General features: G+C 37.5%; 20 protein-coding genes and 1 pseudogene. 9 read left to right on the top strand and 12 right to left on the bottom strand.

From position 1 onward, the window contains the following. Positions 1-7 precede the first annotated feature (7 nt). Together HSM_RS04145 and atoD are read right to left on the bottom strand one after the other, a co-directional pair. Entirely contained in the window at positions 8-667 is a 660-nt protein-coding gene (locus HSM_RS04145) for a 3-oxoacid CoA-transferase subunit B (RefSeq protein WP_012341623.1), read from the bottom strand. Between the two features lie 17 nt (positions 668-684). Then, positions 685-1,332, bottom strand: a complete 648-nt coding sequence (gene atoD, locus HSM_RS04140) for an acetate CoA-transferase subunit alpha (protein WP_012341622.1) — start codon at positions 1,330-1,332, stop codon at positions 685-687. A 296-nt stretch (positions 1,333-1,628) separates the two neighbouring features. On the opposite strand from atoD, the gene HSM_RS04135 reads away from it, so the two are divergent. The 3 genes from HSM_RS04135 (at position 1,629) to truA (ending at position 4,390) form a co-directional block, all read left to right on the top strand. Then, positions 1,629-2,528: a LysR family transcriptional regulator gene (locus HSM_RS04135; RefSeq protein WP_012341621.1), complete on the top strand. Its 900-nt coding sequence runs from the start codon at positions 1,629-1,631 to the stop codon at positions 2,526-2,528. A 110-nt stretch (positions 2,529-2,638) separates the two neighbouring features. Continuing rightward, positions 2,639-3,550: a cytidine deaminase gene (cdd, locus tag HSM_RS04130; protein WP_012341620.1), complete on the top strand. Its 912-nt coding sequence runs from the start codon at positions 2,639-2,641 to the stop codon at positions 3,548-3,550. Between the two features lie 30 nt (positions 3,551-3,580). Next, positions 3,581-4,390 (top strand): tRNA pseudouridine(38-40) synthase TruA, encoded by an 810-nt coding sequence (truA, locus tag HSM_RS04125; protein ID WP_012341619.1) that lies wholly within the window; start codon positions 3,581-3,583, stop codon positions 4,388-4,390. 55 nt (positions 4,391-4,445) lie between these two features. On the opposite strand, the gene HSM_RS04120 is transcribed toward truA, so the two are convergent. From HSM_RS04120 to HSM_RS04075, 10 genes and pseudogenes are all read right to left on the bottom strand, one after another. Continuing rightward, entirely contained in the window at positions 4,446-7,310 is a 2,865-nt protein-coding gene (locus HSM_RS04120; protein ID WP_012341618.1) for a valine--tRNA ligase, read from the bottom strand. A gap of 46 nt (positions 7,311-7,356) precedes the next feature. Beyond that, the gene (locus tag HSM_RS04115) at positions 7,357-8,100 is read right to left on the bottom strand and encodes a PDDEXK family nuclease (RefSeq protein ID WP_012341617.1); all 744 of its coding nucleotides are present in this window, start codon (positions 8,098-8,100) and stop codon (positions 7,357-7,359) included. Between the two features lie 10 nt (positions 8,101-8,110). Further along, on the bottom strand, positions 8,111-9,082 hold the full coding sequence (gene dcm / locus HSM_RS04110; protein ID WP_012341616.1) for a DNA (cytosine-5-)-methyltransferase: 972 nt from the start codon (positions 9,080-9,082) through the stop codon (positions 8,111-8,113). A gap of 162 nt (positions 9,083-9,244) precedes the next feature. Continuing rightward, positions 9,245-9,691: a hypothetical protein gene (locus HSM_RS04105; protein ID WP_012341615.1), complete on the bottom strand. Its 447-nt coding sequence runs from the start codon at positions 9,689-9,691 to the stop codon at positions 9,245-9,247. Further along, positions 9,657-9,839 (bottom strand): hypothetical protein, encoded by a 183-nt coding sequence (locus HSM_RS04100; RefSeq protein WP_041605037.1) that lies wholly within the window; start codon positions 9,837-9,839, stop codon positions 9,657-9,659. The genes HSM_RS04105 and HSM_RS04100 overlap by 35 nt, the downstream gene beginning before the upstream one ends. Positions 9,840-9,893: 54 nt before the next feature. Beyond that, entirely contained in the window at positions 9,894-10,088 is a 195-nt protein-coding gene (locus tag HSM_RS04095; protein WP_012341612.1) for a hypothetical protein, read from the bottom strand. 1 nt (position 10,089) lies between these two features. Further along, positions 10,090-10,839, bottom strand: a complete 750-nt coding sequence (locus HSM_RS04090) for a Fic family protein (protein ID WP_041605251.1) — start codon at positions 10,837-10,839, stop codon at positions 10,090-10,092. A gap of 163 nt (positions 10,840-11,002) precedes the next feature. Continuing rightward, positions 11,003-11,458, bottom strand: a complete 456-nt coding sequence (locus tag HSM_RS04085; RefSeq protein WP_012341610.1) for a hypothetical protein — start codon at positions 11,456-11,458, stop codon at positions 11,003-11,005. A gap of 21 nt (positions 11,459-11,479) precedes the next feature. After that, positions 11,480-11,923, bottom strand: coding sequence for a DNA polymerase III subunit chi (locus tag HSM_RS04080; protein ID WP_012341609.1), 444 nt, complete (start codon positions 11,921-11,923; stop codon positions 11,480-11,482). Positions 11,924-12,092: 169 nt separating this feature from the next. After that, positions 12,093-12,733 (bottom strand): annotated as a pseudogene (locus HSM_RS04075) (OmpW family outer membrane protein). A gap of 274 nt (positions 12,734-13,007) precedes the next feature. Between HSM_RS04075 and HSM_RS04070 the strand changes: the two are divergent. The 6 genes from HSM_RS04070 (at position 13,008) to HSM_RS04045 (ending at position 19,770) form a co-directional block, all read left to right on the top strand. Next, complete coding sequence (locus HSM_RS04070; RefSeq protein ID WP_012341608.1) at positions 13,008-13,748, top strand: hypothetical protein; 741 nt, start codon at positions 13,008-13,010, stop codon at positions 13,746-13,748. Beyond that, on the top strand, positions 13,748-14,287 hold the full coding sequence (locus HSM_RS04065) for a septation protein A (RefSeq protein WP_011609421.1): 540 nt from the start codon (positions 13,748-13,750) through the stop codon (positions 14,285-14,287). Before HSM_RS04070 ends, HSM_RS04065 begins: the two co-directional genes overlap by 1 nt. Before the next feature lie 9 nt (positions 14,288-14,296). After that, complete coding sequence (yciA, locus tag HSM_RS04060) at positions 14,297-14,761, top strand: acyl-CoA thioester hydrolase YciA (RefSeq protein ID WP_011609422.1); 465 nt, start codon at positions 14,297-14,299, stop codon at positions 14,759-14,761. Between the two features lie 22 nt (positions 14,762-14,783). Then, a complete protein-coding gene (locus tag HSM_RS04055; RefSeq protein WP_011609423.1) occupies positions 14,784-15,080 on the top strand; it encodes a YciI family protein in 297 nt (98 codons plus the stop codon). A gap of 174 nt (positions 15,081-15,254) precedes the next feature. After that, positions 15,255-17,861: a bifunctional aconitate hydratase 2/2-methylisocitrate dehydratase gene (gene acnB / locus HSM_RS04050; RefSeq protein WP_041605036.1), complete on the top strand. Its 2,607-nt coding sequence runs from the start codon at positions 15,255-15,257 to the stop codon at positions 17,859-17,861. A 361-nt stretch (positions 17,862-18,222) separates the two neighbouring features. Beyond that, complete coding sequence (locus tag HSM_RS04045) at positions 18,223-19,770, top strand: ABC transporter substrate-binding protein (protein ID WP_370483362.1); 1,548 nt, start codon at positions 18,223-18,225, stop codon at positions 19,768-19,770. The last annotated feature ends 3 nt before the right edge of the window (positions 19,771-19,773 follow it).

The following is a 19,773-nucleotide window of genomic DNA, read 5'->3' as shown; positions in this document are numbered from 1 at the left end:
AAGCTCCTTATGCACCTGCCAACGACATTATTTTTAGATTTGGCGAAACGACAAATTCAGCTTCAGTTTTAGCTTTAATCATATCCAAATCATAACCTTCCGCCATTTCAGTTAAGGTTAATTGTCCATTGATAAATTCAAATACGGCAAGCTCAGTCACGACTAGATGAACTTTATTACGTGCGGTTAGTGGCAAAGTGCATTTTTTTAGTATTTTTGAGGTTCCCGTCTTTGCACAATGCTCCATACCTATAATTACTCTACGAGCACCAGTAACTAGATCCATAGCGCCTCCCATACCAGGTACCATTTTTCCCGGCACCATCCAGTTTGCTAGGTTTGCCTCTTGATCGACCTCTAAACCGCCCAGTACACAAGCATCAACGTGACCGCCACGAATCAAAGCAAATGAATAAGCACTATCAAAGAACATACCTCCTGCTTGGATTGAGCAAAGTTGACCACCGGCATTCACAATATTTTCATCGGGATTTTCAGGATCAAAAGCGGTCAAACCTAAAAAGCCATTTTCAGACTGTAGAGTGATTGAAATATCACTTGGGATATAATTTGCTACCATAGTTGGCAAACCAATACCAAGATTAACAACATCACCATCTTTTAATTCTAAGGCAATACGGCGAGCAATAATTTCTTTAGCATTCATTGTTTTTTCTCCTTCCGTTACGCTTTTACAATATAATCAACCACTGCTGCGGGGGTCATCACTAAATTTGGATCCATTTCACCTACTTTCACGATTTTTGTTGCTTGTACAATGACTGTGTTGGCAGCGAGAGCCATGATTGGATTAAAATTACGAGCTGCACCTAAAAAAACTAAGTTACCAATCTCATCGGCAATATCCGCTTTAATAATTGCAATATCTGCTTTTAACGGTAGTTCCAGTAAATATTCCACACCATCAATAGTGATTTTCTGTTTACCTTTTTCTACTACTGTGCCAACCCCTGTCGGCGTTAAAAATCCGCCTAATCCTGCTCCGCCTGCACGAATACGCTCTGCTAAAGTACCTTGTGGACAAAGTTCAACATTTAATTCACCGGAAATCATTTTCTTACCAGTTTCAGAATTTGTTCCGATATGTGAGGCATATAGTTTTTTTATTCTCCCATTAACAATTAAAGGACCTACCCCAGTATCTACCATTGCGGTGTCAGTACTGATTAGAGTAATGTCCTTAATGTTTGCCTCTAAGATTTCTTTAATGATCAGTTCGGGAGCACCGCACCCCATGAAACCACCGGACATCATTGTCATTCCATCAAAAAAATGAGATTTGAGCTCATCAATTGAAATAAATTTAGACATAGCATCTTCCTATGAGATAAAATAAATTTATATTTAAGGTTAAATTTTTGTTATACATTGAGAGAGTAAAACGCTCAATACATCCCAAAAAAACTAAGCAAGCATACTTATAAAATCTAGATAATCTAGTATTCTTACCTTATTTGAGGTAAGTGTAGTAATTTGTTCGAATAATTCAAAATACAGTTTTTTTACATACCTATAAATTAATCTTATAGAATGTAGATACATATAAAGAATACAAAAGAAACACAGCTTATAGAACGGCTGAACACAAAATTGGTTAAGGAGAAATCATGGATATCAAACATTTACGTTATTTTATTGGAATTGTAGAAAACGGCTTCAATTTAAGTCGGACATCTCAAAATCTTTATATTTCTCAACCGGCATTAAGTATGATGATTAATGAATTTGAGCATCAAGAAAATATTGCATTATTTACACGAGCTAATGGAAAAATTAGAGGGTTAACTTACGTTGGAGAAAACTACTACCGTGATGCTAAAGAATTACTCAAGAAATACAATCAAATGAACAAAAATCTACATAAGAAAGAACAAGAAATGACAGGGCGAATATCTATCGGTATTCCACCTTTAATTTTATCTTTGATTTTTTCTAAAATTTTGCCGGAACTGATTATAAATAATCCTCAAATTGAATTTGAAGTAAAAGAACAAGGTGCATATTCATTAAAAGGTGAACTATTACTAGGTAATGTCAATTTTGCAACCTTGCTCTATCCTGAACATATTTCATCTAAGATTATTGAATCTTTCGAAATTTATCGCTCAGAACTCTCGGTATTTTGCTCTCCGGAACATCATTTTGCTCAAAAAGAAAGTGTGACTTGGCAGGAATTACATAAAGAGAAAATTGTCATCTTTGATAAAACGTTTATGATTTATCAACAGTTGAAAGAAGCATTTGAACGACATAATATTTACCCTAATATCATCTATGAATCAGCCTGTTGGGATTTTTTATATTACACTGCAAAATCTAATTCAGATATTTTGACTATTCTACCCCTATCTACAGCGTACTATTATCCCGATCCTCATTTAGTCAGCGTAAAAATTAAAGATCCAATTTTATGGCGAGTTATGCTATGTCGTTTAAAAAAGAGTAACTATTTCAATGCAGAAAATTATATTTTTGATGAAATATTAAAAGTGTTTAACTTGTTATAATTAGAAATTTTTCAGCCAAAAATAATAAGATACAATTAAAACATCTACTTGACGTTATTTTAAATGTTTGGCACATTCAACCCAATCTCAATATTCAACAAGGATTTATGATGACACATCATTCATTAAAACATATATCTGATCGGATTAAACAGGCTTTAAATCAAATTGAAAACAGAAATTTGGCTCAGGATCTGTGGTATATCTTAGGCGAACAGAATTTTCAGGGCTTTCTACCCGCATTCACAGTAAACCATTTTTGCGAAAAATATCATATGACGGACAAAGAATTGGCTTTAATATTACTACCCGTCAGTGCGTGTTATGCTAATCCCACAATCTCCCATTTCAGTGTGGGGGCAATTGCTAAAGGAGAGTCAGGCAACTTTTATTTTGGTGCTAATCAAGAATTTTGTACCACGAACATTCAGCAAACCGTTCATGCGGAGCAAAGTGCAATTTCTCATGCTTGGATGCGTCGTGAAAGTAAAATAACGGAGATTACCGTCAATTACACACCTTGTGGACATTGTCGCCAATTTATGAATGAACTTAACAGTGCGGAAACATTACGCATTCATTTGCCACATAGTCAGGATAATTTATTACATCACTATTTGCCGGATGCTTTTGGACCCCATAATTTACAGATAGATAATCGTCTATTTGATAAAAAAGCACATAATTTATTTTTGATAACGGAAGATCCGTTAATTCAAGCCGCACTTGATGCTGCTAATCAATCTCATGCCCCTTATTCCAAAACCTATTCAGGTATTGCATTGCAATTGCAAGATCAACAGATTTTTCAAGGCAGTTATGCTGAAAATGCCGCATTTAATCCCTCTTTACCGCCACTACAAACAGCATTGAATTATTTACTTTTAAATGGAAATGAGGTGGAAAATATTGCTCGAGCGGTATTGGTTGAACAACCTTTCAGGTTGTCATATCGTGGTATGACAGAAGAACTATTGGCGTATTTAGGTGATATACCGCTCGACTATATTCAAGTATCATAAAATGGGTTTCAGCTTAACAGATAACATAATATGAAAATAGCATTAGGTATTGAATATAACGGTACACATTATTTCGGTTGGCAACGTCAAGCGAATGTCACAAGTGTACAGGAAAAACTGGAAAGTGCGGTCAGTTTTGTTGCAAATGAATTTTGTCAAATATATTGTGCGGGTAGAACGGATTCGGGTGTTCATGCTACCGGTCAAGTGGTACATTTTGACACGAAAGCGATTCGCTCTGAAAAAGCATGGACATTCGGTCTTAATGCCAATTTACCTGCTGATATTGCGGTACGTTGGGCAAAGGTCGTCAGTGAGGATTTTCATGCTCGTTTCAGTGCCACAGCAAGGCGTTATCGTTATTTAATTTATAATCATCCGCTACGTTCCGCTCTTTTTCCCACTGGAGTTACTCATCATCACGTTGCATTGGATCATCATTTAATGCACCAAGCAGGGCAATATTTATTGGGGGAACATGATTTTTCTTCATTTCGTGCCGCACAATGCCAGTCCAATACACCATGGCGAAATATTCATCATCTCCATGTTTTTCGCCAAGCCAATTACATTATTGTGGATATTCAGGCTAACGCTTTTGTGCATCATATGGTACGCAATATTGTTGGCAGTCTTTTAGAAATTGGAAGCGGAAAACAGCCGGTTGAATGGATGGATTGGCTTTTAACTCAAAAAGACCGCACTTTAGCCGCACCAACTGCTAAACCTGATGGTTTATATTTGGTAGAGGTGAAGTATCCTAATCACTTCAATTTGCCTAAAAATCCACTCGGTCCGTTATTCTTGGGAGAACCTAAGATAGATTTTCACCACGATTAACATCGATCTCCCGACCGCCATTTGACGGCGGGAGATCAAATATCGACCTAAATACTTACAACGTCTCAATCGCCTGATATTGTTGTTGAAGTTTTTCTATATTATCCAAATACCCCTGCATTTTTTCCCGCTCTTTGGCGATAACTTGCTCCGGTGCTTTGGTAATAAAGGCTTCATTGCTGAGTTTGTTTTCAATTCGAACAATTTCACCTTTCAATTTTTCAATTTCTTTAGTCAATCTTGTGAGTTCTTGCTCTTTATTAATAAAACCTGCCATTGGAATAAAAATTTCATTATTTTCAACCAGTTTCGTGACCGAAAGTGGCGGTTCTTCATTGGCGTCCAGTAAAGTAATCGTGGACAATTTTGCCATAGATTGTAATAAAGTGCGGTTATTTTCAAGACAAATTTTTGTTTCCTCTGAAATGTTTCTCAGCAACAGTTCCAACGCATGACTCGGTGAAATATTACATTCCGCACGAATATTACGCACTGCTACAATCACTTCTTTTAACCAATCCATTTGGCTTTCCGCTACCGGATCAAACTTACTTTCTTCTGCGTGCGGAAATGGCTGTAACATAATGGTATCGCCTGATAACTTCATTACACCCTTCAATTTCTGCCAAATTTCTTCCGTGATAAATGGAATAATTGGATGTGCTAAACGCAATAATTTCTCTAATATATTGAGAAGCATGCGACTTGTACCACGTTTTTGAGCATCCGTACCATGAGCAAATACAGGCTTGGTTAGCTCTAAATACCAATCGCAGAACTGATTCCAAGTAAAATCGTAAATCGTATTTGCCACTAAATCGAAACGGTATTGCTTAAGTGCGGTGCGAAATGCGTCTATAGTGCGGTTGAATTGACTCTCAATCCAACGATCCGCCAACGAATATTCCGCTTCGCCCTCACTTAGATCCAATTTTTCGTGGGTTAATACATAACGACTAGCATTCCATAATTTATTACAGAAATTGCGGTAGCCCTCCAAACGTTTCATATCCCAATTGATATCACGTCCATTGCTCGCTAACGCCGCCAGGGTAAAGCGTAACGCATCCGTTCCATGTGCAGAAATGCCGTGTTCAAATTCTTTACGAGTTGCTTTAGCAATTTTTTCCGCCAATTGTGGTTGCATCATATTGCCGGTGCGTTTTTCAAGCAAATCCTCAAGACTGATACCATCAATCATATCAATCGGGTCTAACACGTTCCCTTTTGATTTCGACATTTTTTGCCCTTGTTCATCACGGATTAAGCCCGTTACATACACAGTTTTGAACGGCACTTGCGGTTTGCCGTTTTCATCTTTGATGAAGTGCATCGTGAACATAATCATTCTTGCTACCCAAAAGAAGATGATGTCAAAACCGGTGATTAATACATCGGTCGGGTGAAACATTTTCAGTTCTTTGGTTTGCTCAGGCCAGCCAAGTGTTGAGAATGTCCATAATCCGGACGAGAACCAAGTGTCTAATACGTCTTCATCCTGTTTTAACGCTACGTCTGAAGTTAAGCCGTATTTTGACCGCACTTCCGCCTCATCTCGAGCAACATAAACGTTGCCTTGTTCATCATACCAAGCCGGAATGCGATGTCCCCACCATAATTGGCGAGAAATACACCAATCTTGAATATCACGCATCCAAGAGAAGTAAAGATTTTCATACTGTTTAGGTACGAATTGGATTTCGCCGTTTTCCACCGCTTTGGTGGCGACTTCGGCAAGCGGTTTCACGCTCACATACCATTGATCGGTCAGCATTGGCTCAATCGGCACACCGCCACGGTCACCGTAGGGGACTTTTAAGTCGTGCGGTTTGATTTGATCAAGCAAGCCCAACGCTTCAAAATCAGCCACGATTTTCTTACGAGCCACAAAACGCTCTAAGCCTTGATAGTCGGCTGGAATTGGGGCATCGTAGCCGGCAAGCGGTTTGCCGTCTGTGCCGATAATTTCTGCTTCCGCACGAATATCGGCATTGAGCGTCATCACATTTACCATCGGCAATCCGTGACGTTTGCCCACTTCATAGTCGTTGAAATCGTGGGCAGGGGTAATTTTTACCACACCTGTACCGAATTCGCGATCCACATATTCATCAGCGATAATCGGAATTTCACGGTTGGCAAGCGGTAGCACGACCGTTTTGCCAATCAGCGATTGATAACGCTCATCTTCGGGGTGAACCGCAACCGCTGTATCGCCCAACATTGTTTCAGGACGAGTGGTCGCCACCACTAAATAATCTAAGCCCTCAGCGGTTTTCGCACCGTTAGCAAGCGGATAGCGGAAGTGCCAAAGCGAGCCTTTGCTCTCTTTGTTTTCGACTTCAAGATCGGAAATGGCAGTGTGCAGTTTCGGATCCCAATTCACCAAGCGTTTACCACGGTAAATCAAGCCTTCTTCGTGTAAGCGAACAAATACTTCTTTCACCGCATTAGACAAACCTTCGTCCATCGTAAAACGCTCACGATCCCAGTCAATCGAGTTGCCTAAGCGACGCATTTGCTGGCTGATCGTACCGCCCGAATAGGCTTTCCAATCCCAGATTTTGTTGATAAAGGCTTCACGCCCATAATCGTGACGGGTTTTGCCCTCTTCCGCTGCGATTTTACGCTCCACCACCATTTGAGTCGCAATACCTGCATGATCTGTTCCCGTTTGCCAAAGGGTGTTGTTGCCCTCCATACGGTTGAAGCGGATTAAAGTATCCATCAAGGTTTGCTGGAAAGCGTGCCCCATATGTAGCGAACCGGTCACATTCGGCGGCGGAATCGCAATACAGTAGCTCGGTGCATTAATATCTTCGCTCGGTTTAAAATAGCCTCGCGATTCCCAGTGTTGGTAGAGTGCTTGCTCTACGGCGGAAGGGTTGAAACGATCTTCCATTGTGAATTGTTTTGTCATTGGTTTTTCTCTTATGTTAATTTTTGCATTTGGGGGCAGCTTGAAATCAAATCTCAAATAATTCGGTTGGATCTATTTTAAATTGCAACATATTGGCTGTTTGTCTGCCACGATCTCCACCTTTACGTTGAATAGTAACCCGACCAAATTTAATTGAACCTTGTCGAGAAATCTTAATTTCGCCACTACCATAATGTTGTAGAACCTCATTAATATTTTTCAAAATCCAACGAGCGTTATCGTTAATTTTTTGGGCAACTAATACCCATTCTGCTGAAAAATCTCCTCGACCACGAATAATATCGGTTAAAACTAAAATTTTACTCTGCTTGAACCAATCTAAAATTAAACGTTGTTCTTGTTCACTAAATTCTGTGATAAACATTCTTCGCTTATCTTTTGGGTTCTCAATAACCGGGGGTAGTTCTCCACAAAAATGCTGTAACAAGCGGTAAATTTCTGCTGGGAATTGCCACATCTCATGATAATTTTTTAACCAGCGTTTATCTATTTGATTAAAGCCTCGTTTATTACTAACTAATTTTACTTGAATGTTACGAACATCAACAGCTTCTTTAAAAAAGATAAATACTTGAACATTAATATCTGCTTTATAACCACTTAATACAACAGCTTTAACCTTTTCAATTTTATCTAATTCATAACCCATTATTCTTAACCAGTCTTGAGCTTCAGAATGTGATTGCCAATGATTAAAACGATCAGCAATATCTTTTTCATTCTTAAAGCCATTTTTTGCAGTTTGTGAGCCTAGGTTGGCTAAATCCATCTTCACCTCTCTATATGCTTTCTATCGATTTTAATAATTGAGCCGCTAATTTCTGAATAACCGTCACCGTCATTGCATTTCCAGCTTGGGATAAAACTTTACTGTCAGGTAATTTATGCTCGATAACTTTTTGTGCAATTTCTTTTGGAAATCCCTGTAATAGTAATGCTTCATAACCACTTAATTTTCTCAATTTACCATTTTTGGTATATAAAATACCGTGTCGTCCGGTTCTCAATGTCGGGCTTTTTTCAGGATAAAGTCGGAAATCAGATTGCCGCCAATCAATCACGTTATAATCCGTTTGCAAAATTTCAGTAAGGTTATTTTGCCCTTGATTATATTTATTATTCAAATACTTCTGGAAAGTTTCATTGTTCTCATCAAAGGTATAATCACGGTCATCACTTAAATAATAAGAAATAGGTTTGGCATCTTCCATTTCAGGAAATTGATAAGGTTTGTGTTTAATATCTTTTCTAATACCCACAAAATAAACCCTCTCACGCATTTGTGGTACACCATAAAATTGACTATCTAATACCTGATAATAAACATCATAGCCCGTTTCTTCTAGCAGCTTAACAATAGAGTTTATGGTTTCTCCTTTATTATGATTAACCAACCCTTTTACATTTTCCAAAATAAAATAAGGAATTTGTTTAAGAGCTAAAATATCGACCAAGCTATAAATAATCTGCCCACGCTCATCTTCAAAACCCTTGCGTTTTCCTACAATTGAAAAAGTTTGGCAAGGGAAACCTGCAAGCATTACATCAAATTCAGGTAAATCGTTGATATTTATTTTGGTTAAATCCCCATAATTATTTTTATCATTAAAAAAGAGCTGATAAGTTAAATCAGGGTTAGGATCAAGTTCACTGTGAGCAATACATTCCATTCCGTTTAGTTCTAGCCCTAAACGACCTCCGCCAATACCTGAGCAGAAGTCCATAAACTTTAAGTTATTTTTTATCTGCATATTTGATTATTTTCCAGATGGTACTCCTCTCTAGACAAATGCCTTGTTATTTTACAAGCGGTCTGTTTTGAGAAGTTTTTTGCAAAATTTTTCTTAAACCTAACCGCTTGTCACCCCACACGAGCCGTGTGGGCTGATGCGTAGCCGTGTAGCCCTTATAAATTAATTCCCTTTTTGGACTAAAAGATCAATTCTTTGACGAATAGCTTTCATTCGTTGCATAAATAATTTATCGGAAACAGTGCCAAATAAAATATCGTGTGTTGCCATAAAGCGAATTTCAGCGATGTTATCTTCTCTTTCTGATCTAAATGTTAAAACGATTAACGGATCATTTTCACCTTGTTTATCTACTCTGGCGTGATAAATACCTAAATAATAGGGAACCGCACCTGGTGCAAGACTACTATCTTTTGCCCGACCAAAAACTCTATCCGTATTTTCTTGATAAATTTCGACAAATTTTTGCTCTGACCACATTTCAATCAATTCAAGAATGTTTTGAGAATGATGTAAAATATCTTCATCACTAAACCCCAATTCTTGACTGATTTCAACAAAAAGCTCGTGAACCTTAGCTTCGGTGATAATGATCTTTTCGACTGTCATTGTGATATCCCTTTAATTTTTCCTGAATTAAAGATTTAAAACTCTCTTGTTTTTCTTGCAAGGTTTTTCCTTGGATGTCCAAATAGCCAAGATTATTCGTTTTATCAATAATTTCTTTGATATATTCCGCATTTACCGGTTTAGTCATCACAATTCCCTCCGATTAAAGCATTGCAAAATTTTGCCTAAATCCAACCGCTTGTTACGCCATACGAGCAGTGCTAGTTTTTTCAGCATATTTGATCACTTTCTCTGTACCGTCCGGATAATGCTGAATTAAATCTCCATTTTCACGACGATAAGTCAGCACTTCGTGCTTTTTCTTTTCTTCAAACCACGCAGTAAAGAGAATATCTAGCTCACGTTGTTTTTTGAGTAATTCTTCACGGCTTGTCATTTTATGTCCTCTGTTCCAAAATCGCCAAATACCTGTTCAACTCAGCCACTTCATACTGACTAATCAATTCAACCAAACGACTTATATCTTGCTGATTTTTATGGAAATCATCAAAACATTGGTAATAGTTTGCTCGATGAGTAAATTTAATATCAACAGGTAAATAACCGTGTTTCAATAATTCAAAATTAATCAGTAATCGCCCTGTTCGTCCGTTGCCGTCAATAAACGGGTGAATACTTTCAAAGGCTAAATGCAACCAACTAATTGCTTCTATCGGGTGAAGTGCGGTCAGTTTTTGTTGATATTTTTCAATCAACAACTGCATTTCTTCGGCAATTAAATAAGGGGCTGTCGGTTCATTTTCCGCCCCTAAAATTCGCACCGGAATTTTACGATAAACCCCTCGACCTTCAGCATTATTCATTAAAACAAGCGAATGAATATCTTTAATGGTTCGCTCGCTTAACGGTTCATTATTGGCAACTAATTCATAAATATAGTTAAAGGCATCTTTGAAACCGATAATATCCAAATGTTCTCGCAGTGGCTTTTCCGCAATCGTCATTCCCTCTTTTAAAATCAGCACGGTTTCACGTAAGGTAATCGTATTGCCTTCAATCGCATTGGAATTATATGAGCTTTCAATAATAAACTCTTCTCGTAAGCGTTGTACTTCTGATTCAAAAAGCGGACGATATTGTGTAAGCTGATTTTTTAGCTGATCGATTTGGACTAATTTATGATTCATTTTTGCAAAATTTTTCTTAAATCTAACCGCTCTTTCCCCATAGAAACCGTGTGAAGCTGGGCATAAATTAGCCATTCTACGACTTGTTATTTTTCTAACTTACCGCCTAGAGAGAAGAGATTATCTAGCATAAATGTCTTAAATCTAACGACTACTCATCTTTCTATTTACGCAATTGAGATTTTAGTCGTTCAATTTCACTTTTTAAGCGTTGTGCTTCTTCTACACAAAATTCGCTTTTATTTCCATCGGTGCAATGAAGGCTTTGGTATTGTTTTTCTAAAATCGCAATAACTTTTTTGGTTTCATTTTTTTCCGCTACTTTTTTAGCTTCAACCTGTTTAACTTTATTTTCAGCTAATTTTTCTTGGTTTATTGCTGAATCAGTGCTAGCTTCTTCGGTTGTTGATTTCATTCCTTCTGACATCTTATCAGTTTGAACATGTTGCACAGGTGTTTCAGTGCTGTTTTCCACCGCACTTTCCAGTTGTTTTTGTTCAACTTGCTCCGTCTGCTTGTTATCCATTTTTTCGGTTGATACACTTTCTTGTGATTTTTCACAAGCAACCAATCCGAATAGCAATCCAACGAGTGTGGTAGCCAAAATTTTAGATTTCATAAAAAAACTCCTTATAAAAATTTACATATTTTCTGTTTGTAATTGCCAACCTTGCGAACGAAGCGATTTATAGCGTTCTCTCGCAAGAATTTTTAACTGCTCATCAACTGGCACAAAATCAATTAGCTGATTAAAACTCATAATAAAATCAGGTAATTGAGATTGCAGATTAATCAGTATATCCCGTCGTTGCGTATTACGTTTCCCTTGCCAAGAAATCTCTATCGGCGTTACGTATGAAGTCATTTCACCGGATAAATTATGCGGTACAAATTCATCAGGATCTCTTTGCCATAAAGCTTCATCAAGTTTTAATGCCTGCTCTTCCGTTTCACAAGTGATTAATACTTTTTTCCCCAACCGCCAAGCGGAGGCGGCAAGATCACAAGTAAGACTTTCTTCCGCAAAAAGTCCGTTTTTTCCTTGTTGTTGAGAAAGAATATAAAATTGAGCTTGCTTGATCATTATTGTTGTAATAACTAAAAATGGACGAATGCCGAATTTTAACGAAAATCATGTAAAGAGAAAACATTAATTTTTACTTTATACGCTATTTCCATAAAAGTGCGGTCATTTTGAGAAAAAAATAAAGGCATCACCTTTTGGTCATGCCTTCAACAATATTTTTCTCTGCTTAGAATTTCCAACCTAAACCGATGAAAAATACCATTGGGTCAAGGGTTACATCGACTTTATGTTGTTGAGGTTGTTGAACACCACCATTCATTTTAAAACTTGCTTTTGTTTTAATTTTCGCATACCAAACAGCGGTATTTAAATAAAGATTATCGGACAATTGAATATCTACCCCTGCGTTAAATGCAGCTCCCCAAGAATCTTTTAATTTAAGATCAGAAACACCAGCCATTATCGCTTTTTCACCAAAGAATTTAGTATAGTTCACACCGGCACCAATATAAGGACGTGCTTTAGAATCTTTGTTTAAGAAATAATATTGTAAATATAGGCTTGGCGGTAAATGTTTTGTTTTACCTACTAAGGCACTACCTAATGTAATTCTAATGTAATTTTATGATGAAACGGTGTTGCGGCTAATAACTCAACCCCGAAGTTATCTGTCATCATATAGGTTCCGGTCAACCCCAATTGGGCATTTTTGTTTACATCAAACGGAAAGCCAGAATCATTTGTCGATGTTTTCGGCACAACTAAAATAGGACCACCCCGAACAATAAAACTGCCTGCTTCATGTGCTGTTGCACTTCCTGCCACCAATGCAGCCGCCACGCTAAGTACTAATGCTGTTTTTTTCATAGAAAATTCCTCATCTATTAGAATATTTGCTCACAATAAAAATTGCCGATTTATGCAATCGGCGGGTACAATACCACTTAAGAGGTATTATTTCCGTGAACTAGATCAAATTTATAAAATTTTGTTAAAAAATTTTTTAAAATCGTTACAATCAGCTTACTAAAAGTTTAAATCTCCTCTTTAGTATGCTTAAGGTCTGTAATAAGGATTTTTATACTTTCGGCTGTAAACACAGTATAATGCGTAACGTTTGCTTTTATTTATGGATTTTTGAATGATTAATTTTACTCATATATTTCAAGATTGTTGGAACTTTGTACGCAATCAACAAAAAATCACGCTACAATTTACCGCTCTTTTATTTATTGTTTCTGTATTTGCTTTATTTTTTAAACAGTCAATACAAACAGACACGCTTGAGCTATCAGAAACAATATCAAATACGGAAACTTTGCAACTCAGTCATTACCTGTTCATATCGGGTTTATTGAGAATGTTTATTTCTGCTTGGGGAATATTAACCATTCACCAACTCAGTCAACATATCGAACCGCAACTGTCTCAAAGCGTTATATCGACAGCTAAACGTTTCGGAGGGCTTTTGTTACTCAATATATTAATAGCTATTCCTTTGGGTATCGGTACAAGTGAAATTCTAGTTTCAGCTATCATGCACAAATCACCTTCTATCTTTTCTTTATTTGCACTCGCATTAGGTATATTTGTGTTTGTGCGTCTTAATTTACTCAATGTCCATTACCTCATACATAATCACTCCATTAGTCAAAGTTTAAAAACAATGTGGAAAAGCGGAGTAAAACGCACACACCTGTTATTCTTATATACTTTAATCAATTGCCTATTGCCTTTTTTATTAAGACAGCTTTCGCTATTTCTCAGTCATAATCTGTTTATGGAAATCTTAATCACTGCAATAATTTCCCTTGCAGAGGTATTTCTATTAATTTTCACTTACCGTTTTTACACTCTCTTTATGCAACAAAGGGGACAATAATGAAACAACTATTAGAATTTATCCCATTGATCTTATTCTTTGCTGTTTACAAATTACAAGGTATTCAAGCCGCTGCCATTACGCTGATTATTGCAACGTTAATTCAACTCATGATTTTAAAACTTAAATATGGAAAAATTGAGAAACAGCAACTTATTATGGGAAGTGCGGTAGTTTTTTTCGGTTCTCTAAGTGCCTATTTTAATGAATTGGAATTTTTAAAATGGAAAGTTACCGTTGTTTATGCCCTTTTTTCCTTGATTTTGCTTGTCAGCCAATATGGTTTTAAAAAACCTTTAATCCAACAATTATTAGGCAAAGAAATTCAGCTTCCCACTTATGTTTGGCATAACCTCAATTTAGGTTGGGCAGTCTTTTTCTTACTTTGTATGCTGATTAATCTTTACATAAGCCAGTATCTTTCTGATGACATCTGGGTTGATTTTAAAACCTTCGGCATTCTCGGCATGACACTGATTGCAACATTAGTAACCGGTGTTTATATTTATCGTTATTTACCTAAATCAGAACAAGAATAAGGAAAATCTATGTCAGTATTTATTGAAACTAATACAGGTCGTCAATCGAAGGGAGTTCTCTTATTACGTACCTTAGCTATGCCTTCAAATACGAATGCGAATGGCGATATTTTCGGCGGTTGGATTATGTCAAAAATGGATATAGGCGGTGCCATTTTAGCTAAAGAAATTGCTCATGGACGTGTTGTAACAGTAGCTGTAAACAGTATGACATTTATCAAACCTATTGCTGTCGGCGATGTGGTTTGCTGTTATGGGGAATGTGTAAAAATTGGCCGCTCTTCCGTTCAAATCAAAATTGAAGTATGGGTCAAAAAGGTTGCCAGCGAACCTATTGGTGAACGCTATTGTGTAACGGAAGCTGTTTTCACTTTTGTTGCCGTAGATGCACAAGGTAAACCTCGAGCCATACCAAGAGACAATAATCCGGAAGTAGAAAAAGCATTGGCACAAATTTCAGCAAATAACTCATAATAAATAGGAGAAATAAACCATGATGTACTATGTTATTTTTGCTCAAGATAAACCTGATACATTAGCATTACGCTTATCCGTCAGAGAACAACACCTTGAACGTTTAAAACAATTACAAGCTGAAGATAGGTTATTAACTGCGGGACCTAATCCTGCTATAGATGATGAAAATCCTGGAGAAGCAGGTTTTACCGGTTCAACTGTTATTGCAAAATTCAATAGCTTAGAAGAAGCGGAGCAATGGGCAAATACAGATCCTTATGTTGCAGCCGGTGTATATGATAAAGTCATCATTAAACCATTTAAAAAAGTCTTTTAAACATTTTGTGTTCTACTTTAAAAAAGGCGGTTATTTTTTAATAATCGTCTTTTTTCTATTGTTCATCTATAAATTCCGTATTATGATGAATTCGGTCTATTTGTATTACAATTTTTTAACAAAAATGACCGCACTTTCTCTTTTCTCTACTCAACAATCTTAATGGAGTGAATAATGTGCGATTTTCTACAAACTTACCAAAAACATGTCGATGAACGAGCTAAACAAGGCGTCGTCCCTAAACCTTTAGATGCAGAGCAAACAGCTCAATTAATTGAATTATTGAAAAATCCCCCGATAGGAAAAGAAGATTTCCTACTTGATTTATTTGAGAATCGTATTCCTGCCGGTGTTGATGAAGCTGCTTATGTTAAAGCCGGTTTTTTAGCCGCACTGGCACAAAGTGCGGTAACTTGTAAACTAATTTCACCAAGCAAAGCAGTAGAAATTTTGGGAACTATGCAAGGTGGTTACAATATTGAGCCATTATTGACCGCACTTGATAATCCTGAATTAGCACCTATAGCAGTGAAAGCGTTGTCTTCTACTTTGCTGATGTTTGATAATTTTCATGATGTCGCACAACGAGCAGAAAACGGTAACGTTTTTGCACAACAGATTTTGCAATCTTGGGCTAATGCTGAATGGTTTTTATCTCGCCCTCAACTTGCAGAAAAATTAACCTTAACCGTATTTAAGGTGAGCGGTGAAACTAATACTGATGATCTTTCGCCAGCACAAGACGCTTGGTCTCGTCCTGATATTCCATTACATGCTCTTGCTATGTTAAAAAATGCCCGAGAAGGCATTAAACCGGATGATAATGGTAATATTGGTCCAATCAAACAATTAGAAACACTGAAACAAAAAGGCTTTCCGTTGGTTTATGTAGGCGATGTTGTGGGAACTGGGTCTTCACGTAAATCTGCGACTAACTCAGTTTTATGGTTTATGGGGGAAGATATTCCTTATATTCCGAATAAACGTGCCGGCGGTGTGGTGTTAGGGGGAAAAATTGCACCTATTTTCTTTAATACGCTAGAAGATGCCGGATCATTGCCAATTGAAGTAGATGTCAGCCGTTTAAATATGGGCGATGTCATCGATGTTTATCCTTATGAAGGCAAAATTTGTCGTCATGACAGTAATGATATTTTAGCTGAATTTAGCTTAAAAACTAATGTGTTATTAGACGAAGTTCGTGCCGGTGGACGTATTCCATTGATTATCGGGCGAGGCTTAACTCACAAAGCAAGAGTTGCATTAGGATTGCCTGAAAGCGATGTTTTTGCCAAACCACAAAGTGCGGTGCAAAATCAAAAAGGTTTCACTTTGGCACAAAAAATGGTGGGGCGAGCTTGCGGTGTAGAGGGTATTCGTCCCGGACAATATTGTGAACCTCGAATGACTTCCGTTGGCTCACAGGATACTACAGGTCCAATGACCAGAGATGAACTTAAGGATCTAGCTTGCTTAGGTTTTTCAGCTGATTTAGTGATGCAATCTTTCTGTCATACTGCCGCCTATCCAAAACCTGTTGATGTGGTTACTCATCATACCTTACCCGATTTTATTATGAATCGAGGAGGCGTATCTTTACGTCCAGGTGATGGCGTTATCCATTCATGGTTAAATCGTATGTTATTACCTGACACAGTAGGAACCGGCGGAGATTCTCATACCCGTTTTCCAATCGGTATCTCTTTCCCGGCAGGTTCCGGACTGGTCGCTTTTGCAGCAGCCACAGGGGTAATGCCTTTAGATATGCCTGAAAGTGTTTTAGTGCGTTTTAAAGGTGAAATGCAAGCAGGGATTACATTACGAGACTTGGTTCATGCCATTCCTTATTATGCGATTAAACAAGGATTGCTTACCGTAGAAAAAAAAGGTAAGAAGAATATTTTTTCAGGTCGTATTTTAGAAATCGAAGGCTTGGAGCAATTAAAGGTAGAGCAGGCATTTGAACTGTCCGATGCCTCCGCTGAACGCTCCGCAGCCGCTTGTACGATTAAACTTGCTAAAGAACCTATTATCGAATATTTACAATCTAATATTGTTCTACTTAAATATATGATTGCCGAAGGCTATGGTGACGTCCGTACCCTTGAACGCCGTATTCGAGCAATGGAAAATTGGTTAATGAATCCTCAACTATTAGAGGCGGATAAAGATGCCGAATATGCGGCTGTTATTGAAATTGATCTCAATGAAATCAAGGAGCCTATTTTATGTGCCCCGAATGATCCTGATGATGCTCGTTTACTTTCTGAAGTTCAGGGCGACAAAATTGATGAAGTATTCATCGGTTCTTGCATGACGAATATTGGTCATTTCCGTGCAGCAGGTAAATTATTAGCTCGCTTTAACGGTACAATTCCAACAAGGCTATGGCTTGCTCCCCCTACTAAAATGGATGCTAAGTTGCTTAGTGACGAAGGTTATTACAGCATTTATGGTAAAAGTGGGGTAAGAATTGAAGTACCGGGTTGTTCTCTTTGTATGGGAAACCAAGCTCGTGTTGCCGATGGTGCGACGGTAGTTTCAACATCAACTAGAAACTTCCCAAATCGTTTAGGACAAGGAGCAAATGTGTATCTCGCCTCGGCAGAATTATCAGCCGTTTCTGCATTGTTAGGTAAATTACCTACTCCATCTGAATATTTAGATTTTGTTCAAAATTTGCAACAAGATAAAGACGATACCTATCGCTATATGAATTTTGATCAAATGAATAGCTATATTCAGAAAGCGAATAATGTCATCTTTAAAACATCTGTTTAAATATCAGATGCAAATATAAAGTGGCTAATTAGCCACTTTATATTCATCAAGTTTCCCTATAACTGACAGGGGCTTTTAGATAGTAGTTAGCTCTTTAATCAAATTGAGATTTCCGTTATTTCGTGACCTAGTTCACAAACATAGATTTTACTTTACATATGTTCTTGACTGTTTGCTCTAAACGATTATGATTAATCCAATTCATTTTAATTTATATTGTGATTAATTTACTTCATTTTAGGGAATGATATTCTGTGTAAGTGTAAGGAACGTTGTATTAATCTCAATAAGTGTGTGCAAAATAGACTTTTAAGGAGCATGTATGACAAATTACATTGAAAATGAATCTCGCCGTAATTTCATGAAAGTATTGGCTGGTGTCGGTGCAGGAATTGCCTTTAGCGGTACATTAGGTAGTTTTGTTTCTAAGGCGAAGGCCACTTCAACAACAGGTAGTAGCATTGAAGCAGGAATAGCTTATCCCCTATCAACCGGTTTTGATCCGTCCACTTCCAGTGGAGCCTCTTCCTTTGCCGCCAACATGCACTTTTTTGAAGGATTAGTGGATTTACACCCTGCCACCCGTGAACCTTATCTCGCCTTAGCTGCAAAAGAACCTGAACAAGTTGATGATATAACATGGCGTGTTACATTACGTGACGGTGCGACTTTCCACGATGGTACACCTGTTACCACAGAGGATATAGTATATTCTTATCAGCGTATTTTAGATCCAAAAAATGCTTCACTATTTATACAATTCATTCCGTTTATTGATTCAGTCAACGCTTTAGATGATAAAGTGGTAGAATTTAAGTTGAAGTACCCGTTTTCTCTTTTTAAATTGCGATTAGGTATTGTAAAAATTGTACCTAAACATGTGATTGAGGCTGTAGGACAAACGGCATTTGATGCAAATCCGGTAGGATCCGGACCATATAAATTTGTTTCAGCCGTAAAAGACGATCGCATTGTATTTGCCGCACACAATGCTTACAACGGTCCATATCCTGCTCGTGTAGAAAAAATGACATGGTTTTTACTATCCGATGATGCCGCTCGTACAGCGGCACAAGAGTCCGGACGTACTCAAGCAATGGAAAGTGTTCCTTATTTAGACGCATCTCGCTTAAAACGTAAAAGTGCGGTTGAATCCGTGCAATCTTTCGGGTTGTTATTCTTAATGTTTAACTGTAAGAAAGCCCCATTTAACAATCCAAAAGTACGTCAAGCTTTACACTATGCACTGGATACACAAAAATTAATTGATATTGTATTCTTAGGTAATGCAAAAGCCGCCACTTCTTACACTCAAGATACGCATCCTGATTATGTCAAGGCTTCAACCCAGTATGATTATAATCCTGAAAAAGCCACCGCACTTTTAAAAGAAGCAGGTCTGAATAAATTAGAATTTCAATTGCTTTCTACAGATCATTCTTGGATAAAAGAATGTGCCCCTTTAGTTTTAGAATCTTGGAATAAAATTCCGGGTGTGAAAGTAACTTTACAGCATCTACAATCTGGAGCATTGTATGGTGGTTACGTAGACAAAGGAAATTATGAAGTCGTAATGGCACCGGGGGATCCATCAGTATTTAGCAACGATTTGGATCTCTTATTGAGCTGGTGGTATCGTGGTGATGTTTGGCCGAAAAAACGCTTCGGTTGGTCAGATACCCCTGAATATGCGAAATTGCAATTATTACTTGATGATGCAATTAAAGCAAAACAGCCATCAGATGCAAAAGCGGCTTGGACTCAGGCTATTAATCTTATTGCTGAACAAGTACCGCTTTATCCAATTTTGCACCGTAAATTACCAACCGCTTGGAATAACAAATCACTGGATGGTTTCCAACCAATTCCAACTACCGGACTTTCATTTATTGGTGTAGGTCGCAAATAATTA

It is taken from the genome of Histophilus somni 2336 (assembly GCF_000019405.1).
Lineage (GTDB): Bacteria > Pseudomonadota > Gammaproteobacteria > Enterobacterales > Pasteurellaceae > Histophilus > Histophilus somni.
The sequence above is the reverse complement of the archived record's forward strand: the minus strand, read 5'-3'. Positions and strand labels throughout refer to the sequence as shown.

Coding starts and splice junctions, on each gene's coding strand:
- HSM_RS04080 (WP_012341609.1), bottom strand. CDS start 11,923: ATGATCAAGCAAGCTCAATTTTATATTCTTTCTCAACAACAAGGAAAA.
- HSM_RS04145 (WP_012341623.1), bottom strand. CDS start 667: ATGAATGCTAAAGAAATTATTGCTCGCCGTATTGCCTTAGAATTAAAA.
- HSM_RS04065 (WP_011609421.1), top strand. CDS start 13,748: ATGAAACAACTATTAGAATTTATCCCATTGATCTTATTCTTTGCTGTT.
- cdd (WP_012341620.1), top strand. CDS start 2,639: ATGACACATCATTCATTAAAACATATATCTGATCGGATTAAACAGGCT.
- yciA (WP_011609422.1), top strand. CDS start 14,297: ATGTCAGTATTTATTGAAACTAATACAGGTCGTCAATCGAAGGGAGTT.
- HSM_RS04120 (WP_012341618.1), bottom strand. CDS start 7,310: ATGACAAAACAATTCACAATGGAAGATCGTTTCAACCCTTCCGCCGTA.
- HSM_RS04090 (WP_041605251.1), bottom strand. CDS start 10,839: ATGAATCATAAATTAGTCCAAATCGATCAGCTAAAAAATCAGCTTACA.
- HSM_RS04115 (WP_012341617.1), bottom strand. CDS start 8,100: ATGGATTTAGCCAACCTAGGCTCACAAACTGCAAAAAATGGCTTTAAG.
- HSM_RS04105 (WP_012341615.1), bottom strand. CDS start 9,691: ATGACAGTCGAAAAGATCATTATCACCGAAGCTAAGGTTCACGAGCTT.
- HSM_RS04095 (WP_012341612.1), bottom strand. CDS start 10,088: ATGACAAGCCGTGAAGAATTACTCAAAAAACAACGTGAGCTAGATATT.
- HSM_RS04135 (WP_012341621.1), top strand. CDS start 1,629: ATGGATATCAAACATTTACGTTATTTTATTGGAATTGTAGAAAACGGC.
- HSM_RS04045 (WP_370483362.1), top strand. CDS start 18,223: ATGAAAGTATTGGCTGGTGTCGGTGCAGGAATTGCCTTTAGCGGTACA.
- HSM_RS04100 (WP_041605037.1), bottom strand. CDS start 9,839: ATGACTAAACCGGTAAATGCGGAATATATCAAAGAAATTATTGATAAA.
- HSM_RS04055 (WP_011609423.1), top strand. CDS start 14,784: ATGTACTATGTTATTTTTGCTCAAGATAAACCTGATACATTAGCATTA.
- acnB (WP_041605036.1), top strand. CDS start 15,255: ATGTGCGATTTTCTACAAACTTACCAAAAACATGTCGATGAACGAGCT.
- HSM_RS04085 (WP_012341610.1), bottom strand. CDS start 11,458: ATGAAATCTAAAATTTTGGCTACCACACTCGTTGGATTGCTATTCGGA.
- dcm (WP_012341616.1), bottom strand. CDS start 9,082: ATGCAGATAAAAAATAACTTAAAGTTTATGGACTTCTGCTCAGGTATT.
- HSM_RS04070 (WP_012341608.1), top strand. CDS start 13,008: ATGATTAATTTTACTCATATATTTCAAGATTGTTGGAACTTTGTACGC.
- truA (WP_012341619.1), top strand. CDS start 3,581: ATGAAAATAGCATTAGGTATTGAATATAACGGTACACATTATTTCGGT.
- atoD (WP_012341622.1), bottom strand. CDS start 1,332: ATGTCTAAATTTATTTCAATTGATGAGCTCAAATCTCATTTTTTTGAT.